This window comes from Vibrio cyclitrophicus (genome assembly GCA_023206055.1).
Taxonomy (GTDB): domain Bacteria; phylum Pseudomonadota; class Gammaproteobacteria; order Enterobacterales; family Vibrionaceae; genus Vibrio; species Vibrio cyclitrophicus_A.
The window spans coordinates 1,354,799-1,374,769 of record CP065367.1; the positions used below are offsets into that span (position 1 = coordinate 1,354,799).

A 19,971-nucleotide genomic window follows, 5' to 3' on the forward strand; every position below is an offset into this window, starting at 1 on the left:
ATCACCGCGGCAAACTTCAGCAAATCAGGCACAAAAAAGGCTGGTAATGACAGAGCCATGGCCAACCTTTGCGGATTCGTTATAGCTACTTTCTTTGACTACTCAATACGAGTAATGAACCCATACTTGTCAGAATCGGCCTTAGTCACCCAGTGCTCACCGGAAGCGGGGGCAGAATCTAAAGTGAATATATAGAAGTCGATCCCTTTGTCTCCCATGACCTTTTTAAAGTAGGTCGCTTGCTTGCGATGGCTTTCGTCAGTGTATGGGAAATCTTTGGCTGTTTTATCATCCTCAGCCCAACTGTGCACACCAACCTGTTTATTAAGCTCAATGGCTTTGGTGGTATCTGCTCGTTGCAAAACCCGTGGGTTACCCGCAGCGAACAAATCCGTGCCGCCAGAGAACACCGAACCCGCAGGTGTTACGATCGTCGTCATGTTGTTACTGTGGATCATGCGCCCGGTGTACATATTAATATCGTCGTCAGCGCTGCCACCAATATGGTTGTTAAACTTCAATGTCATTTCGCTGCCTTGATACAATTTCACGATATCAAATAGCTGAGAATAGGTGGATGCACCTAAAGTCGATTGAACTCGCTCAACAGCGCCAGTCTCGTTGAGCACATCACGGTAAAAAGCATTAAAAGCAAACGAAGTGGTGATGGTGACTTTGTTACCATTTTTGGTCTTACTCAGAATCGTCGAACCCAAGCTCGTCACGTATTGCGACAACTCATTTTGGTACTCAAGTTCAACTGCTTTTGCACTGTTCGCTTTTGTTTGAATTAACGTGGTCTCATTAGAAACAGAGCGTAGCGCGGCGCTGCACTCAAACACGTCCAAACCCTTGCTCTCTGTGTAGATACCGCAACTATCAAGCCCTGCATCAGGAAAATACAGGTCAACACTTTGACCTAAACGGCTCGCAAGCCTAACTACTTTTTGCTTATCACTGATGTCTTCAGCAAATTGAATTTGGTCATACTGCACACCGTCATAGGTCAGTTTCATAGACTCTTGAAGCTCTTCTCGTTCTTGGTACAACTTGCCTAATTTCACTGACGAAAATACGTAATCCGCCTTAGGTTTCACTTGTGCTTTAGTCGCTGCGTTACCAGAACTTGAACCTGAGTTAGAACTTGAGTTACAGCCAGCTAAAATAATCAAAGGCAGTGCCAGTAGCGTTTTTCTATAGTTATTCATGTGTCATTCCCAAAATGTTTGATGGGAAAATTCTATTATTTGGCGCTGAATTTATCTGTCGCGGGAATGTATGAGAATGTAGAACCTATTTGAACAATGTTTTTTATTTTCCTATAAGTGCCAATTCATCATTGAACTAACTTATAAAGTGTTTAATCATTCACTTTAGGTATTTGGTGAAGCATGTGAACCTAATATGCAACAAAGCACTTTGGTCATGGCTCATCACGAAGAATACTCGCTCACCTAATCTCAATAAGTGAAACGCACGACAAGGCTGATAATGGAATGACAAAACCTAAAATGATCATCGTGGAAGACGATTTGAAACTTCAGAAAATGTTGCAGGACTACTTTGTCGCGCAAGATTTTGATGTCACGGTGTTGGACGATGGCAGCGATGCCGCACACACCATCCTCGCGGAGCAACCTGAAATCGTACTACTGGATTTGATGCTTCCTGTAACTGATGGGCTTACAATCTGCCGACAGACGCGTACGCACTATAAAGGTAAAATCTTAATGCTCACCGCTAGCGATGACGACTTTGATCACGTCGCTGGTTTAGAGACAGGGGCTGATGACTATGTCACCAAGCCAATCAAACCAAGAGTTCTGCTGGCCAGAGTTCGTTCGCTATTACGCCGCCAAGACGCCAATACGGCTTCAATCGATGATTCAGACAACCTTCAGTTTGATCAACTCGTTCTGAAAAACACCTATAAGAAGTGCGAACTTTCAGGTGCCGTTTTATCGCTCACTGACAGTGAATTTGACCTACTTTGGTTATTGGCAAGCAACCCAGATACACCATTATCACGAGACTATTTGACGCAAACACTGCGCGGCATTGAGTACGATGGGATCGATCGAACAATAGATAACAAAGTCGTGCGTCTAAGAAAGATACTGGGCGACGACCACACACCAGCAGAGAAAATTCAGACCATTCGCGGTAAAGGCTACTTGTTTGTTTCAACCGCCTGGCATTAACTTCGCTCAGTACGAGCGTAATGAAAGAGAGCGATTATGCGACGTATCTTTTTGGAATCCTTAATAGGGCTGTTAGTTTGCTTTATGGCCGGCCTGATCGCCTACGAGATTAGCGTCTACCAGCTCAATACCGACTACGAATATGTACTGGAAGATTACGAAGCGGCTGCCCACCAGCAACTCATAGAAAACATTTCGAAAAATCAGGGACTTGACGCGGCTCAACAAGCCATGAACCAGTTTGTAGAAACCACACGAAATAAATTGGTTACATTCAGCCCAGACGATAAAATACCAAGCCCCGTTTCAGAGTTCTTCAGCACTAACCCGAATACCTTTGTTTTTCACGATGATGAGCGAGACCTATGGTTTCGCTTGGCAAGCAGTGACAATACCTATCACTACCTCCCTAACAGTGAAGCGTTCGTTAGACAAAAGATAGAATTGGAAGATGACCTCATTTGGTTGTTCTTCTTAGCAAGCTTTATATTATATGGCTTATGTCATCTATTTATTATCTTCCGCCGAGTTAAAAAGCTTGAATCGGCGACGCTAGCCTTTGCTGAAGGAGATCTTTCCTCGCGAGCCGAGACCTCAAGCGGCGTTGCAATCGGCTCACTCAACAAGTCTTTCAACCTAATGGCAGATCGCATTCACCGACTGATTGAGAGTAATCGCTCGCTCACCAATGCGGTCGCTCATGAGCTGCGCACGCCAATATTCCGTATCCAATGGCAAGCTGAAATGCTCAAAGACACGCCGCTCAACGAATCTCAGCAAGAGACTGTAGATAGCATTGTGGAAGATACCGAAGAGATGGAGAAGATGGTCGACGAGCTATTGTATTACGCCAAGTTGGATAGCTGCGACCTCGAAAATTTGCAGCAGCCTTTGGAGATAAATGACTTTCTCGATCACGCGATGACGCGCTGGATTAAAGATACAGAACTCGACATCAACCTATCACTGCCAGAGCAACCATACGAGATTCTTGCGGATGAAATACTGCTGAACCGCGCCTTAGATAACCTCGTACGCAACGCCATGAAATTCGCACGCTCTCAAGTGTTAATTGAAGCCAGCGCGCATCAAGAGCAACTGCAGATAGCTGTACATGATGATGGTGATGGTGTGACTCAAGAGCATCAGGCTCGCTTGTTTGAACCATTTTACGTTGGCGATAAAGCACGTAACAAAGTCAAGAGCGGCCATGGTTTAGGGTTGTCTATCGTCGAGAAGATCTGTGCTCAACACAACGCAACCGTGGAAGTGGGTCAGAGCCAAACCTTAAAGGGTGCAGTATTCACCATAACCATTCAGCTATGTAATGATTCAGCTGACAAACCCATACAGTAACTACAAAACACCTCTGGAATAATGTTCAACATCGGTCGGGAGATACTGTCTCCCATGAACTTATTAAATCTAGATAATCATGCCACTGCCTTTGTGCCTTGCCATCTAGGTTCCAATCATTCTTAGGGTATTTTTATGAAAAAGTTATTAGTTGTTTTAGGCATTGTTTCTCTAGCAGGTTGTTCAGGTATCAGCCACAACGAAGAAGTTTACACAGCGCACGCTGAGAGCTTCAACATCGTAGGTTTCCAAGTTCCTGGTAACACACAAGATCGTGCAATGGAATTGGTACCTGAAGGCGCGACGGTTGAGACTATTCGCTCTACAAACTCTGACACAAGCTCTGTTCTGGGTATCATCAACCGTATTATCGGTATCGACTACGTTCAAGTTGGCGGTAAGAAGCAGTAATTCTTCAAAAAACAGCAGCTTGCGTGCCTTTAAACGCTAGCCTGTACAAACTAAGTTCATCTAAGCCAGTGACCTCGTCGCTGGCTTTTTTCATCCAACCGGTTTTGTGCTCTGTGCCAAAGAACTTCTTAATTACCCTGCCCTGTTATAACTAACAATTCGAAAAATAAGCCAGAAAATCTTCGATTTATCATCAAAATGTCTCTTAAATTCGCTTAATAGCCTCTCGCTCAAACTGACACTCCCAAATCGTTGTTCCTTCTATCAACCCGAAACTCGTTAATTGAGGCACAGATCAATTTGCACAAAAATCTTAATTTCCAAAAAAAATTAACACTTAATAAAAGCGTCATGATTTTATAAATAAAACCTATGAGTGCGTTCAAAAATAAACAGAAACGATAACTATCTGTAAATACGATAAATATAAGTTTCATGAATAAAATAGATCATTGCCATGCTACTAATTAATCAGATCGAATAATGTAAATTCACTGTGAGAATTTTGTTACGTTTTCTTTGATTTTACATGGAAAGAGAAAATAACAATGAAAATAAGAAAGCGTTTAGTTGCCGTTGCTATAGCCAGTGCTATGTCTTTGTCAGTGCATGCAAATGAATCGGTTCAGATTGATCAACCGATCAACTTTACTAACTTTTCTGGGTTAAACACCCAGCTAGGTGTTAGCAATGCTTCTAGCTTCAAGATGGTTAAAGAAGTGAACCTGAAAAAGCGTGGCATCTACAAAGTGAAGATCCAGCAAAACATCTGGGGAACGCCAGTATGGGGGCACTATCTAAATGCAACCCAAAGTGTTCAAGGTGGTGCGCTGAAGTCCGTTCAAGGCCGCTACCTTAAGACAACAACCCTAGAGCGTTCTTTTGTTAAACCCTCCATCAACAGCGCTCAAGCGATTGAACTGGCGAGTAAAGATCTTAAGACTCAAGGCTTAACCAGCCAATCTCTAGACAATGTCCAGCATGACTTGTTTATTTATCAGGGCAAATCGACACAAAGCATAGGCACACAAGGCGCGGACAAAACACGCCTTGTGTACGTTGTCTCTTACCTTGTCGAAGGCAGTGAGCACCCGACTCGACCATTCACCATGCTCGATGCGCATACGGGCGAAGTGATCGACCGCTGGGAAGGTATTGCACACGCTCAGATCGGCACAGGCCCAGGTGGTAACGAAAAAACAGGCATGTACGAGTACGGTACCGACTACCACTACCTTGATGTCCAAGAAAATGGCACAGAGTGTGTTATGGAGTCGGAAAATGTTGTCACGGTTAACCTAAATGGCGCGACAGACGGCGACACCGTTTACAGCTATGAATGTCCTCGTAACGAATACAAGTCTGTGAACGGCGCATTCTCGCCACTGAACGACGCACACTACTTCGGTAACATTGTGTTCGACATGTATAAAAACTGGTTCGACACCGCACCACTCTCTTTCAAACTCATGATGCGTGTTCACTACGGTGAAAACTACGAGAATGCATTTTGGGACGGCAAGGCAATGACCTTTGGCGATGGTGAAAGCTTCTTTTACCCGCTTGTTAGCCTGGATGTATCCGCCCATGAAGTGAGCCACGGTTTCACTGAGCAAAACTCAGGTTTGATCTACGCAAACCAATCGGGCGGCATGAACGAGGCTTTCTCTGACATGGCTGGTGAAGCGGCTGAATACTACATGAAGGGCACCAACGACTGGATGGTCGGACGCAATATCTTCAAAGGCGAAGGCGCTCTGCGTTACATGGACGATCCATCACGCGATGGCTCTTCAATCAACAACGCATCCGAATACTACGATGGCTTGAACGTGCACTACAGCTCGGGCGTATTCAACAAAGCGTTCTACCACCTAGCAACCACACAAGGTTGGGACACCAAGAAAGCGTTCGAACTGTTCGTGTTAGCCAACCAAATCTACTGGTCTGAAAACAGTGATTTCTGGCAGGGCGCTTGTGGCGTGAAGAACTCAGCAACCGATCTTGGCTACAGTACCGATGACGTTGTTTCTGCGTTCAACTTAGTCGGTGTATCACCTTGTGGCGAGCCACCACTTCCGCCAGAACCGGAATATCAACGTCTTGAAAATGGTGTTGAAGCTGCAGTTGCTGGTGAAACAGGTTCAAAAACTTACTTCGATATCGAAGTACCAGAAGGCCAAGACAAACTAACGATTGATCTTGCTGTTTCTACGGGTGACCCAGATATGTATGTCGGCCTAGATTACGCACCAAGCCCGCAAGACAACATCTGCAAGAGTGAAAGCGTGACTGACGAAGTGTGTGTGATTGAGAACCCAACCTCAGGTCGCTACACAGTGAACATTCTAGGCTACTCAGATTACGCAGGTGCAAATCTAAAAGCATCGTACGAATCAGGCAACGCTAACGTACCGCCAGTTTCTTCTTTCGAACACACGGTTGTAGGCAAAGAAGTAGAGCTGCGCAGCACAAGTTCGGATAGCGATGGCCAGATCGTTTCTTACCAATGGAACCTAGGCGATGGCAACACGCAAACCGGTGAAGTCACTCGTTATACCTATGCTGAAGCTGGCGACTACGTGGTTACCCTAACCGTGACTGACGATACAGGTGTTGCAACATCAACAAGCAAGTCGATCATGATTGAAGGTGATTCAGCGGAAGGCTTCCCACTAAAACTGAAGTTTGGTAACAAAAACCCGAACGGCAAGGCTCGCGTTAAGCTGGCATGGGATTACGACACCAACGACTACTTCGTGATTAAGCGTAACGGCAAGAATGTTGGTGCGACAGACTTCAACTCATACGTCGACAAGTTCCGTCACAACGGCACAGTAGATGTCGAGTACCAAGTGTGTACCTCAAGCGATATCTGTTCAGAAACCAAGCACTACCGTTTCATTAAAGCACAGTAATCAATAGCAAATTCAGGGCTCCGAAAGGGGCCCTTTTCGCGGTTAACTGTTCAGAAAATGAAACATCTACACAAAAACATCCACGTATTACACAAAAATCACCCCCATCAACATAACAATACTCACCATAAAAAGGACGACAAATGGCTATTCAAAAAAGCATGCTAGCTTTGGCTGTACTCGGAGGTTCTTTAGCCTTAATCAACAGTACTTCGGCTTACGCATCCCTAGGCATCACACCACCAGCGAACGAAGAAGTTTGGATCACCACCGATGCTGACGCACAGCATATAATGACTCAACATGGCGCAACGGTTTACCCAAGCGTGACGGGAAACAAGCATTCCATCGTCGCTAAAATCAACCAGAAAGAACTGGAGAAACTATCCAGCCACATGCATGAAGAAACTCACCGTTGTGGTGGCTACATGGTGCATGAAGACAAAGCAAGTGCACTCAAAGCCGCAGCGATGCCATTGACAATGAACACCTTCGAAAAGCCGGTGGTCAGCCATCAAGACACAGTGAACGATCTACTCGCTCAGGTCGAGCCGAACAACATGGTCACGACCATTGAAAATCTAACCAACTTCACCAACCGTTTTTATACTACTTCTACTGGTGTCGCTGCTTCAGATTGGCTTTTAGAACGTTGGGAAACCGAGATTAAAGATGTGCCGTATGCGTCTGCACGCCAGATCACGCATGCCGAATACCCACAGAAATCCGTTGAAGTGACACTGCTTGGCGCTAAATATCCTGAAGAAATCGTCGTTGTTGGTGGACACCTTGATTCGACCGTTGGATCTTGGACAAGCGAAGGCACCATCTCACCGGGAGCCGATGATGATGCGTCTGGTATTGCAACGGTAACAGAGTCGCTTCGCCTGATGATCGCCAGTGGCATTCAACCAGACAAAACCATTAAGTTCTATGGCTATGCAGCAGAAGAAGTAGGGCTGCGCGGTTCACAAGATGTCGCTAACGCTTTAAGAGACGAGCAAGCAAACGTTGTATCAGTATTGCAATTAGACATGACCAACTACAACGGTTCGGCGCACGATATCACCTTCATCACAGACTATACCGACAGTAACCTCACCGCCTACCTGAGCGAGCTGATCGACACTTATGCTAGTGACATCAGTTACGGTTTCGATGATTGTGGCTATGCCTGTTCTGACCACGCCTCTTGGCACAATGTTGGCTACCCAGCCGCCATGCCATTCGAGAGCATGTTCAATGATTACAACCCAAATATTCATACTCAGCACGACACGCTTGAGAACTCCGATCCAACAGCGACACACGCGACCAAGTTCGCCAAACTGGCCATTGCTTACCTTGTCGAAACCAGCCTTGATTCGCCAGTTGCAGGCCCTAAAGAGCTGCAAAATAACGTGCCTGTTGAAGGACTTACTGCAGGGTATGGTGAAGAGCAGTTCTTCACATTTATAACTGAAAGTGCAGGTCAGTTAACGGTGACATTAGCAGGCCCTCGTAGTGGCGATGCCGACCTTTACGTGAAACATAATGGTACCGTATCGAAAGCAAGCTACGATTGTCGTCCATACCAGAACAGCAGCAACGAACAGTGTGTATTGAACAAACCAGCGGGTGAATTCAACATCATGGTGCGCGGCTACCGTAACTTTAACGATGTCACCATTGTCGCTAACTTCGTGCCTGATTGGCTGTAAGATTAGTTAATTGACTAACAGTTAAACCGAGTAAACATGGCTAAAACTAAAAATCCGCAAGCCCACGATCATAAATAGATTGGAGCTTGCGGATTTTTTATTGTCTACGTTCTTCACTTGCTATGAACAGCCCTGTTCGAACAAACAAGCCATTAGTTCAATTCAATTCACAGTTAAGACGTTTTTTTCATCACCTTGCCACAAATATACTCACCAATCGGCATTGCCGAAGTCGCTGCCGGCGATGGCGCGTTACATACATGCAAGCTTCTTGGGCTTTCGGCAAACAGAAAATCATGAACCAAAGTGCCATCTTTGAGCACCGCTTGAGCGCGTATGCCTGCTGGGTAAGGTTTGAAATCTGACACCGTAATGCTCGGGCAATATTTGTTGACCAATTTTAGATAGCCCGGCTTCCACCACGAGTTCTTAAGCTCGATCAAACCGGTTTTCAGATTATTCGCAGTCACTTTCCAAAAGCCCGAAAAGCTCAGCATCTGCCAAGTGTCCTTAAAACTAAAGTTCAGCTTGCCATAGCCTTCTCTCTTCCAACCTTGAACTGCATTTGGCCCTACCGTTACCGAGCCATCGATCATACGTGTTAAGTGCACACCCAAGAAAGGCAGTTCTGGGTCAGGGATCGGATAGATAAGGTGATTCACCACCTGGTTGTGTTTCGCGTCCAACTGATAATACTCACCGCGATAAGGGACGATTTGGAAGTCGGTTTCAATGCCAAGCATGCTGGTCATTCTGTCGGCCATCAAACCAGAACAAGTGATCAAGAATCGGCTGTTCAGTTGTAGAGTTTGACCATCGACTTTGCACGTTAACTGCACTTCATCTTCTTGCTCATCCGCCATGATCACTTCTGTGCCGAGACTGAGCTTGCCGCCCGCCTCAACAAACTCTTGAGCCATTACTTCGGTGACTTTTTTGTAGTCGACGATGCTGGTGGTTTTGACATAAATCGCGCCCAAGCCCGTGATGTTAGGCTCGGCAAGTTTCAGTTGCGCTTGGTCCAACAAATCGACATCAATGTCGTTATCATGACAACGTTGATAGAGCGCATTCATGCGCTCGACTTCCTGCTCATTGGTCGCGACCAACAGCTTACCGCAGTTTTCGACAGGGATATCGTGATGGCTGCAAAAGGCGATGGTGCGCTCTACGCCACGCTTACAAAAATCGGCCTTTAAACTGCCTGGAGCGTAGTAAACGCCAGCGTGAATCACACCACTGTTATGGCCAGTTTGGTGCTGCGCGAAGCCACGCTCCTTTTCGACTAAAAGGATACTTTTATCAGGGTGAACTTGCTGTAATTGCCATGCCGTCGACACACCAACAATGCCACCACCAACGATAATATAGTCGTATGTTGAGTTCATAATATTCCTACATTCAATCCTTTAATTATAGGGAAGACGCGACAGTGTTAGATCCGGTTTGAGGTAACTTTTTTTCCTCACTTTCTGATTCCTTTTTCACTTGATTTGCATCGTATTTACGACCGCTGTAGATGAAGATACCAACAAAAATGGCAACACATACCAAACGGATCACGACTGAAACATCAGGCCATACTAGAGCTACACCTATCGCAACCAACACTACTCGAGTAATAATATTAACTTCGCTCTCTAAATAACCTTCAATCGCCGCGATAAACGCGTAAGTACCAATAACAGCAAAGCCACCCGTGACTAACACGGAGGCCACATCCCAACTTACCAAGTTAGTGTAGGCAATCAACAATGGTACTAAATACAAGCCTTTGGCGATCTTCCATGCCATTAAGCCCGTTCTCATCGGGGGTGTTTTAGCAATGGTTGCAGCCGCAAATGCAGTTAAACAAACAGGCGGAGTCACGTTGCTGTCTTGCGATAACCAGAAAATAATTAAGTGAGCCGAAAGCAGTGCGAGGCTGATTGCTTCTAAGCCAAGGCTCTGTTCAAGCAGAGTTTCCACAAAATCAGCAGGAACCAACGCAATCATCTCTTTCGCCGTTTCCAACGCCATCGGTGCGTTCAATAGATCAAGCTTATCTGGCGCAGCCAACATAAAGATGGCTTTAGCTTGCTCAGGAAGCTGCCCTGACACCAACAAGTCGAGCAGCTGACTTTCAGCAATCAATTTATACAAGGCAGGAGCAGACAATGTTCCCAACACAATATAAGCCGCCGTTACTGGTAACCCCATACCCAGAATCAAAGACGCCAGTGCGATCAACGCAATCATCACCAGTAACTCGCCATTCGCCCAGCTGTTGATCATCAAAGAGAAGGTGTTACCAATTCCCGTAGTGCTAATGACATTAACAACTAGACCAATACCAACTAATAACACAGCCGTTGTCGCCATGTTTTTTGCGCCTTGAGACAAAGCTTCAATGATCGCTTTCGGTCCCATTTTGTGATTTTTAGAGAACCATGATGCCACCACCACAGAAAGAATCGAAATACCCGCAGCGTAAGTCGGCGTAAAGCCTTGAACGAGCAAAGTCACTAACACGGCCAATGGGATCAGGTTGTGCCAACCCGACAGCAATACCTTTAACAAAGGTTCACAGCCAGAGGTCACCTTTTGTACACCACTACGCTTCGCTTCAATACGCACGAAAAAGGCCACAGACAAAAAGTAGATAAGCGCAGGAACAAAGGAAACCGCAATAATATCGACATAAGGGATCTGCGTGTAAGAGGCCATGATGAATGCGCCCGCCCCCATCACAGGTGGCATCAGCTGCCCGCCAGTAGATGCAGCCGCTTCAACACCTGCCGCGAAACGCGAAGGGAAACCTGCCTTTTGCATCAAGGGAATACTGATCACGCCCGTCGATACGGTATTTGCTACGCTCGACCCAGAGACAGAGCCCATCAAGCCGGAGCCAATAACGGCAATGAAACCAGGGCCACCAATCACTTTGCCCGCCGCGGCACGGGATACATCAATAATGTAGTCGCCGACACCAGATCGAACTAAAAATGCGCCAAATAGGATGAACATGAACACGAAGGTCCAACTGATTCTTGAGATCGAACCAAACATCCCTTCTGATGAATAAAAGCTTCGATAAAGTAACGTCTCTAGGCTTAAACCCGGAAAATGAAAAATACCGCTGGTCCATTGTCCCCAAAGCACTACATAACTTAAGCACACTAAGATAAGCACAGGAATGAACCAGCCCATAGTGCGTCTAATCAGCTCAATGACGATGGCAATCGCCAAGATAGAGAAAAACCAATCACTGGCGATAAATTTTACGCCTCGGTCATACAACGCATCTTCGGCAAAGGGAATGTAGATAAGGCAAGCTAAAGCAGCCAAGGCAATCCCAATATCGATAGTTAATGCTATTTTGCTTTTTTTAAGCGATACATGGGCGGGATACCAAAGTGCGCAAATGATTGCGAAACCAGCGAAATGCGTCGCCGAAATCCAAAGCTCTGGCAAGGTAGATAAGGTATTAAACCAAATATGTAGGAGGGAGAGTATCACTCCCATTGTCGTTATTGCTTTGCCTACCCAAGGGAAATCTGTTCGGGTAGGCAATTCGAATTTTTTCAGTTCCTGCTGCAGCGAATCGCTCATAGAAAACTCCTGCTCTCCACAGCCAAACGCGCAGAGAAAATCCATAAAGTAAGGTGGTGCGTTTTCACTTCAAATAATCGAACGAGTCGGAGACGGTCAAATCAGACAAAGTAGCCGAAACAGATGAAAACGCACCAAGCAATTAATTAACGCGAATATTCAGTTCACGCCAAATAGCGAGTTAAAGATAAATGGCTAATCGAAGACAAAGAGTTAGTCGACGATCAACTCAGAAGGGATTTCTATACCCACTTCTTTATAGTAACGAGCAGCACCAGGGTGAAGCGGAACAGGAAGGCCTGCGATCCCTTTCTCAAGTGCCATTGCTTTGGTTGCTTTGTGGATACCTTGTAGGAAAGGTAGGTTTTCATAGATAGCTTTGGTCAGTTGATACACATCTTCTTCAGAAATGTCTTCACGAACCGCTAGGAAGTTAGGTTGGGCAATCGTAGTAATTGGTTTATCGACACCTGGATAAGTGTTTGCTGGGATCTCATACTTGGTCCAGATATTATAATCACCATTCGCTTGTTTGATTTGTGCATCGGTAAACGACAAGATTTGAATATCTTCACCCAGTGCTGCAAAGGCTTGCGTCACCGCACCAACAGGAACACCAGCAGGCGTGTTCATACCATCAATTGTGCCATTTTGTAATGCGCTCGCACTGCCACCGTAACCCATAAAGGCGAGTTTAAATTGTTCTGGGTCCACGGATAGGCCTTGCATGATTTGACGACCTGAGTTTTCAGTCCCAGAGTTCTTCTTACCGATAGAGAATTTCTTACCGTTTAGGTTCTCTAGATCGCTTACCGTACCTGTTTTTGCTAGATCTGAACGCACAATAAAGTGTTCTACGTTTTGCCATAACATGGAAACTGAACGCAGTTGAGTTTGTCTGCCAGATTTCTCATATGGCCCCAAACCCTGCCAAGCCCAAGCACCATACAAACCTTGTAGAATGGCGAACTGAGCTTCGTTCTCATTCAACAACTTTACGTTCTCACCCGAGCCCGCAGAGCTGATAGCCGCTAAAGAAAAGTGCTGCTTAGGCGCAAGCTTAACTTTACTCAATGTCGCTAAGGCCACACCTACCGGATAGTAAGTACCACCCGTTGAGGCCGTCGCTAAAATATAGCTGCGATCTTCTTCAGCTGACGCATTACTGATAAGGCCAAGAGAAGCCATTGCTATCGCTAAAGTTTTAACTAGCTTGTTGTATTTCATTGTTACTCTCCATGTAGGGTTATTCACGTTATATTTTTGTTAACAACAATCACTAGATAGCAAGCACAATGCCAATTTTTAAACTACTGTTTTTATTATGATTTATTTTAAAGGCCACCTAAAGTAAGCCATTTTCTGCTTATTTCACTACTAATGAGTAAGCTATTTTTTGCTTATCCAAAGCCGCAGTTAACATCCCCTTAAAGGTGGTCAGGTCACATCATGTTATATTTATGTGATCAATGTTTGTAAAGTGATAAATATACGATGAGCCATTTATTGCTCATCAATATCCAATAAACGCGACTGTCAAACCGATCATTGAGAATCGACGTAGTCACTTCGATTCAACCCATAACGCACCATCTTTTGGTTCAATGTTCGACGAGGTAAATCCAAGTCTTGCATAACATCATTGATGCGTCCCTGATAACGCACTAGCGCATCATGAATCACTTTCCGTTCAAAGCTCTGCACTTGAACCGCCAACGGGATGCCTGCCGTTGTGGACTCTGTGACAGAATTAGGACGACACGCCAAAATATCACCAACGGTCAGGCTTTCATCCAGCGCAAAACGAATCGCAACATTACGCAGTTCACGCACATTGCCCGGCCATGCATACGACAACAAGGCATAGCGATCGGCTTCACTGGCCGCTCGGGTTTCGCTGTTCGCTTCTTGAGTGAAGTGTTCAAAAAGGATAAGAGCATCGTCTTCTCGTTCACTAAGGGGAGGTAAATGCAGTTGAGCAACGTTCAAACGATAGAAAAGATCTTGGCGAAAATCGGGATGATTCAGTAAATCGCTTTTCGAGGCAGAGACCACTCGTAGATCAACATGTTGTTGCTGATTCCCACCCACGCGTTCGACAACATTATCTTGCAAGGTACGCAGCACTTTGACCTGCATCGACAGTGGCATGCTCTCTATTTCATCGAGAAACACCGTGCCTTTGTCTGCAAATTCAAGCTTACCAATACGTCGCTTGGCCGCACCAGTAAATGCCCCGGCTTCGTGTCCAAACAGCTCGCTTTCAAAGAGGTTTTCTGGAATCGCGCCACAGTTTAGCGGCACAAAAGGATGAGGTTTACGCTGACTAAATTTATGTAAACAAGAGGCAACGAGCTCTTTCCCACAGCCAGTTTCACCATAAATGATCACGTTGGTATCAATTGAAGCGACCTTTTGTATTTGTTCTCGTAATGCACACATCACTCTGCTGCGGCCAATCAGAACTTGTTCAATGCCCTTCAGGTTATCCAAATAGCTTTGACGATTTATCCTATCTTGACCACTTTGATGTTTATCTACCGCTTCCGATACCGTTTGAGACAAACGCTCTGGATCGAATGGCTTTTCAATAAAATCATACGCGCCTTGCTGTAATGCCTTAACGGCCATATCGACATCACCATGTCCGGTGATCAAGATAACAGGTACTTCTGGCACCAAATCTTTAAAGCGACTTAACAGTTCAACACCATCAATATCAGGTAAGCGCACATCGCTAATGATGGTCTGAAAATCACCTTCCACGACCGCATCTAACGCGTCTTGTCCAACCTCAAATGCGGTGACATCGAAGCCTGCCAACTGCAACCATTGGCTGGTTGCTTGACGCACAATTGCGTCATCTTCAATCAAAGCAATACGTTGCATGATCTCTTCCCATCGCTTACACCTAAATAATATCGACCACGGTATGTAAAAAAGCCGCAGACTAAAAGGAGCTAGCTCCCACTTTGAATAACACTCCTTTAACAGTTTTATAATGTTTGCTAGCTTCAATTTGTTCCAGATTCAACCTTCCATGTGGTAATAAAACGCAGCTTTTCAACTCAATAATTTAAAAAGGATTTAATCAAGAATGGTTAACAAAAATCGATATTGGTTGTTCCTGTTTGCCTGTTTATTGATTGGTTTAGTTCAGGTAACCACCAAAAGTGGCATAAGCCAATGGAAGCTAGAACAAGCTCAGCGTTACGCAGAACAGCGCTTCCTTGGATACATTGCCGAAGCAAGACGCACGCTCAAACGTTTTTACTATTTGCCTTATCTCGTGACGAACGATGAAACCAGCGTGCGTTTTATTGATGGTGACATTCGCCTCCAAAAACACATTAAAAAACAGCTGATTCAGTTAGACAAAGCGGCTAACACCAAAGGATGGTATCTACTTTCCGCAAACGGTGATTTGCTTGTTTCTAGCGTAGAAAGGAACAAACTCAGTAAAAAAAGCGCCAGCACTATTGTGTCCAAGATCCACCAGCAAGGCGGTGCGATCTCCCTAGTAACCAAAAATAAAGGCGTCACACCCGATTATTTTATTGCTGCACCCGTTTATCGAGCATCCGATGTGGTAGGCATTGTTGCAGTACAAATTGATTTATCATTACTGATCGACCAATGGTTTGCCGATGGTGAAGCCATCTTGTTTCAAAACCCTCGCGATCAGTTTTTTCTATCGAGTGATCACCGATTAAATGCAGATTGGTTCAATGAAAATTTCACTTCACAACCGCTCGCTACAAAGCGTGAGCTATATGACCAAACCCACATTCGAGTATGGCGACTGAAAGATAAAGATTACCTTATTCAATCCATAAAGTTAGACGACCTGAATTGGCGCTTAACCTACCTAACGCCGTTAACCAGTCTAAACCAAACCACAAGTTGGATAAGTTGGAGCGTCGCAGTAGGTTGTCTGTTCATTCTGTTATTGCTGGTTATTCTTTATCAAAGACGTCAGAAAAAGCTCAGCAATTTACGAATACAAAAACTCATCGAAGAGTCGGAAAAGCGTCTGTCTGGGATGATCAATAAAACGCACGTTGGGCTAGTGCTGATCGACAAACATGGTCATATCCATGATATTAACCTCATGGCCAAGAACTACTTCTCACTATCCGATTCAATGATCAGTAACATCAAAGCTTGGCAGTTATTTGAGGCAGGCAATCCAAATTCAACCACCTTGCAGTTACTTCAGAACCTAGAGCAACACCAAGAACTGGCCGAAATAACCAGCGTCGAAACCATGGCAAGGCGCAGCGATGGTAGCTACTTTCCGGTACTGTTTTCTATAAGTGCCTTTCCTTGGCATGCGACCACTTATTATCTGTGTACCGTGATCGATATTAGTAAGCGCAAAAAAGCAGAAATTGCAGTGCAAAACGCTAATAAAACGCTTCAACTACGTGTAGAAGAGCGAACACAAGACCTCAAAGACGCACAACAAGAACTGGTTGAATCAAGCAAACTTGCCGCACTAGGGCGGATGTCGAGTGCGATCACTCATGAGCTCAATCAACCGCTTACTGGTCTAAAAACCCTGCTTTCAAGTAATCAACTACTGATGGAAAGAGGCGAGACCAAGATGTTGAAAGCGAACATGGACTTAGTGATGAGCCTCATCGACAGAATGGCCAACATGACCAGTCAATTGAAGTCGTTCGCATTTAAAAGACTTGAGAAGCCCTATCCAGTTTCACTGACTGACGCACTGCAAGAAACCCTACGAATTCACCAAGCCGAATTAGACAAAATCGATATTCGCGTGCGTGTTGCTTCTAATATTTCGATGGTGATGGGTGAAGAAGCCAGGCTAAGCCAAGTTCTTGGAAACCTGATTCGAAACGCAATAGACGCCACTCAAAATCAAACACCCGCGACCATTGTTATCAGCGCACATACCGATCAACAACGCGTGATCATCAAAGTGCAAGATAATGGCTGTGGCGTATCAGAAGACCAACTCGAAACCATTTTTGAACCCTTCCATACCAACAAAAAAATGGGCGAAGGTTTGGGTCTCGGCTTGGCCATCACAGCAAACAATGTGCGGGATATGCAAGGCACCTTGATAGCGAAGAACAACCCAGATCAAGGCATGACATTCACGTTAACGCTACAGAATAGTGATAGTGAGTAATCGCTTACATAGAGTTTAGAAATCACACTCTATTGAGAGACTAAAACTAAAAAACCGCCCACATGAGGGCGGTTTTGATTCACTTATTGGCGTGTGACTTATCAGCTAATCAGTTAGAGACTTACTCAGCTAGCTGCTTCAACAGTAGCTCTGTAGGGCGAACAATCGCGATGATCGATTCATCATAGATCTTCGCTGAATCAGACAATATCGCTTGGTAGGCGTTCGCATCTGATGCTCGAACTTTTTCACCCGCTTGTGCTTTGGCAATCAAGGTTAACGCCAAGTCTGCTACTTCCGCAGTTTTCTCTGCGACAACCACAGTCTCTAACGAAGACACATTACCAGCGAAGACAGTCTCAGCAGCGAGTGCCGCCGCTTTTGCTTGTTGATAATGCTCTGCAAGTTGCTCAAGCGCTTGTTGATTACCCGTCGCGACTTCATTGACCAAATCTTGCATCTCGTACACAGCGTAACTTTCCACTGGCAGTGCATCAACAAAGCGATTTAGACGCTCGTACTGGCTGTATAAAGTCCCCTTAGGTTCAGTTGAGTTCCACTTCTCCCAGTTGCGCGCATAGTACTGCGCTGGTTCTGTGTATTTCGCAAGCACGCGCAGGTCGTGGATATCCTGCCCTTTCGCAATACGTTTTAACAACATGTCAGCATCCGCATGATGACGTAGCCCAACCGACACTTCAGACCATGTATCCATCGCCTTCATACGCTTGTACATACTGCGTTCGTCAGTCAATTCCGCATTAGACCAGAAGCGCTCTGCAATCGCGTAGCTGCGCGGCCATAGGTAGTTTTCAACCGTAAGGCTGTCTTTGTTCTCTAGCCACATGGTGATCTCACCGCCTAAAATCAGCTCTTTTTCTTTGTCGGTCAGCTCCGCAGGGTAGCCACCATTTGGCTCAGGAATCACGCTGCCTTCAACATCACTGCTCGCAATCACTTCACCTGTGGTTGGCCAACGCACGTTACCCACCAGTTGGTAACTGCCTTCTGCAAAACCCTTTAGATTTAGGTTTAAGTTGAACTCGGTGTACGACATGAAGTTATCGAAGTGGCCAACAAAGGTTTTGCCCGGCACATAATCAAGGATAAAGATCTCTTCGCGAGACTTACCGTTGTAATCACTGAAGGCACGGAAAGTACCATCTTTCGCTTCAATGATGGTCAGTGTTCCCTTACGTGGGCCGCCTTTTGAACGTGGCTTCTGCCATTGATACGTCACGAACTTTTCGCCGCTGTGCAGCTTATCGTCAACCGTGATGCCAGTTGGCATTGGGTCATTGCGATAGTGGTAGCTAGTCGGCTGAGGCTGGTCTAGGTAGTAACCCGTAGAAAGGATACCTGGGTAACCCTCTTTCGCCGCACGACCAATGCTGTCATGCCCTTGCCAGCTTTGAATCACGATGGAAGTCGGCAGATCTTTATGCCAAATCTCATCCCAACCGGTCATCTTCTTACCGCGCTCTTCGAGCATCTTCTCAACTTTTACATTGAGGTAAGACTGCAAGCCGCGTTCGCCATCGATATCGTTCTCTTCAATGAACTTTTGATGCTTTTCGCTGTTTTTCCACTGTGCATAGTTCGGCTCATCGCCACCAATATGGAAGTACTCATCTGGGAACAGCTCGGTCACTTCATCAAACACGTCGCCCAGCATCTCATAGACTTCTGGGTTCAGTGGATCCATGAGCGGTTCAAACACACCCCACCCTCTTTCTTGCTCGTAGTTTTGCCCTTCACCGCCAGACATCAAGCGTGGGTAAGCGTGAGCAACCGCAGAAGAGTGACCCGGAAGAGATACCTCTGGAATCACACGAATACCAAGATTACGCGCGTATTCCACTAAGTAACGGACTTGGTCTTTGGTGTAGTAATTACCATCAGCGGTTTCAGACCACAGGCGCGGCCAAGATTCCGTTTGAATACGGATACCTTGGTCGTCCCAGAAGTGCCAATGGAATACGTTCATTTTGGCAGAAGCCATCGCATCTAACTGACGAATCAACACATCAAATTCAATAAAGTGACGCGAGGTATCGTAAGAGACACCACGCCAACGGAAACGAGGCTCATCAACAATGGTTACAGCAGGAATATGGTAGCCAGTCGCTGTGGTTTCAACGAGCTGTAAAAGGGTTTCGATGCCGTGAATCGCCCCATATGGGCTCGGTGCGCTCAGCGTGATTTGCTCACCCTGAGTGGTAATCTTGTAGGACTCTACAGAGTCGATGTTCTGTACTTCAGACTTTGGTGCTGCGTCGATATCTATGATCAGGTTCGCTTCGTCCGCGCTATCAACCTGCCAGTTTAAAATCGGCACACCTGTTTGACGCTCTAGGCGGTCGATAAAGCGTTTTGCGGTGTACTCAACGCGATCAGAGTTAAAGCCTTTGATGTAAACCTTGAAGTTACCGTCAACCTTAACTTGCCCAGCTTGCAGCTCGACTGTTTGTGGATACGGCATTAAATTTAGATCGGTATTCGGAGCCATTGCTAACGCCATTGGGGACACTACTGAACCTGAAATCAATAGAGACAATATAGTTTTTTTCATTATTAGTTTTCCTATATAACGGGGTTCTGTTTTGTTTATCGGAGGCAATTCACAAAACAAA

12 protein-coding genes are annotated in these 19,971 nt (G+C 45.5%); 6 read left to right on the top strand and 6 right to left on the bottom strand.

Annotation, left to right across the window (positions count from 1 at the left end):
* Positions 1–98 precede the first annotated feature (98 nt).
* Positions 99–1,208, bottom strand: a complete 1,110-nt coding sequence (locus ITG09_21650) for an alpha/beta hydrolase (protein UPR53990.1) — start codon at positions 1,206–1,208, stop codon at positions 99–101.
* Between the two features lie 288 nt (positions 1,209–1,496).
* On the opposite strand from ITG09_21650, the gene ITG09_21655 reads away from it, so the two are divergent.
* From ITG09_21655 to ITG09_21675, 5 genes are all read left to right on the top strand, one after another.
* A complete protein-coding gene (locus tag ITG09_21655; protein ID UPR53991.1) occupies positions 1,497–2,201 on the top strand; it encodes a response regulator in 705 nt (234 codons plus the stop codon).
* 36 nt (positions 2,202–2,237) lie between these two features.
* Positions 2,238–3,557, top strand: coding sequence for a HAMP domain-containing protein (locus tag ITG09_21660; protein ID UPR53992.1), 1,320 nt, complete (start codon positions 2,238–2,240; stop codon positions 3,555–3,557).
* A 135-nt stretch (positions 3,558–3,692) separates the two neighbouring features.
* Positions 3,693–3,968: a hypothetical protein gene (locus ITG09_21665; GenBank protein UPR53993.1), complete on the top strand. Its 276-nt coding sequence runs from the start codon at positions 3,693–3,695 to the stop codon at positions 3,966–3,968.
* Positions 3,969–4,516: 548 nt separating this feature from the next.
* On the top strand, positions 4,517–6,886 hold the full coding sequence (locus ITG09_21670) for a M4 family metallopeptidase (GenBank protein UPR53994.1): 2,370 nt from the start codon (positions 4,517–4,519) through the stop codon (positions 6,884–6,886).
* A gap of 143 nt (positions 6,887–7,029) precedes the next feature.
* Positions 7,030–8,586: a M20/M25/M40 family metallo-hydrolase gene (locus ITG09_21675; GenBank protein ID UPR53995.1), complete on the top strand. Its 1,557-nt coding sequence runs from the start codon at positions 7,030–7,032 to the stop codon at positions 8,584–8,586.
* Positions 8,587–8,759: 173 nt separating this feature from the next.
* On the opposite strand, the gene lhgO is transcribed toward ITG09_21675, so the two are convergent.
* The 4 genes from lhgO to ITG09_21695 form a co-directional block, all read right to left on the bottom strand.
* Complete coding sequence (gene lhgO, locus ITG09_21680) at positions 8,760–9,974, bottom strand: L-2-hydroxyglutarate oxidase (protein UPR53996.1); 1,215 nt, start codon at positions 9,972–9,974, stop codon at positions 8,760–8,762.
* Positions 9,975–9,999: 25 nt separating this feature from the next.
* Complete coding sequence (locus ITG09_21685; protein UPR53997.1) at positions 10,000–12,177, bottom strand: TRAP transporter permease; 2,178 nt, start codon at positions 12,175–12,177, stop codon at positions 10,000–10,002.
* Positions 12,178–12,390: 213 nt separating this feature from the next.
* Positions 12,391–13,404: a TAXI family TRAP transporter solute-binding subunit gene (locus ITG09_21690; GenBank protein UPR53998.1), complete on the bottom strand. Its 1,014-nt coding sequence runs from the start codon at positions 13,402–13,404 to the stop codon at positions 12,391–12,393.
* 318 nt (positions 13,405–13,722) lie between these two features.
* Positions 13,723–15,066, bottom strand: a complete 1,344-nt coding sequence (locus ITG09_21695; protein ID UPR53999.1) for a sigma-54-dependent Fis family transcriptional regulator — start codon at positions 15,064–15,066, stop codon at positions 13,723–13,725.
* A 208-nt stretch (positions 15,067–15,274) separates the two neighbouring features.
* Between ITG09_21695 and ITG09_21700 the strand changes: the two genes are divergently transcribed.
* Positions 15,275–17,338: a sensor histidine kinase gene (locus ITG09_21700; protein ID UPR54000.1), complete on the top strand. Its 2,064-nt coding sequence runs from the start codon at positions 15,275–15,277 to the stop codon at positions 17,336–17,338.
* Between the two features lie 121 nt (positions 17,339–17,459).
* Here the strand turns inward: ITG09_21700 and ITG09_21705 are convergent, their stop codons facing one another.
* Positions 17,460–19,910 (bottom strand): beta-N-acetylhexosaminidase, encoded by a 2,451-nt coding sequence (locus tag ITG09_21705; protein UPR54001.1) that lies wholly within the window; start codon positions 19,908–19,910, stop codon positions 17,460–17,462.
* Between the last annotated feature and the right edge of the window lie 61 nt (positions 19,911–19,971).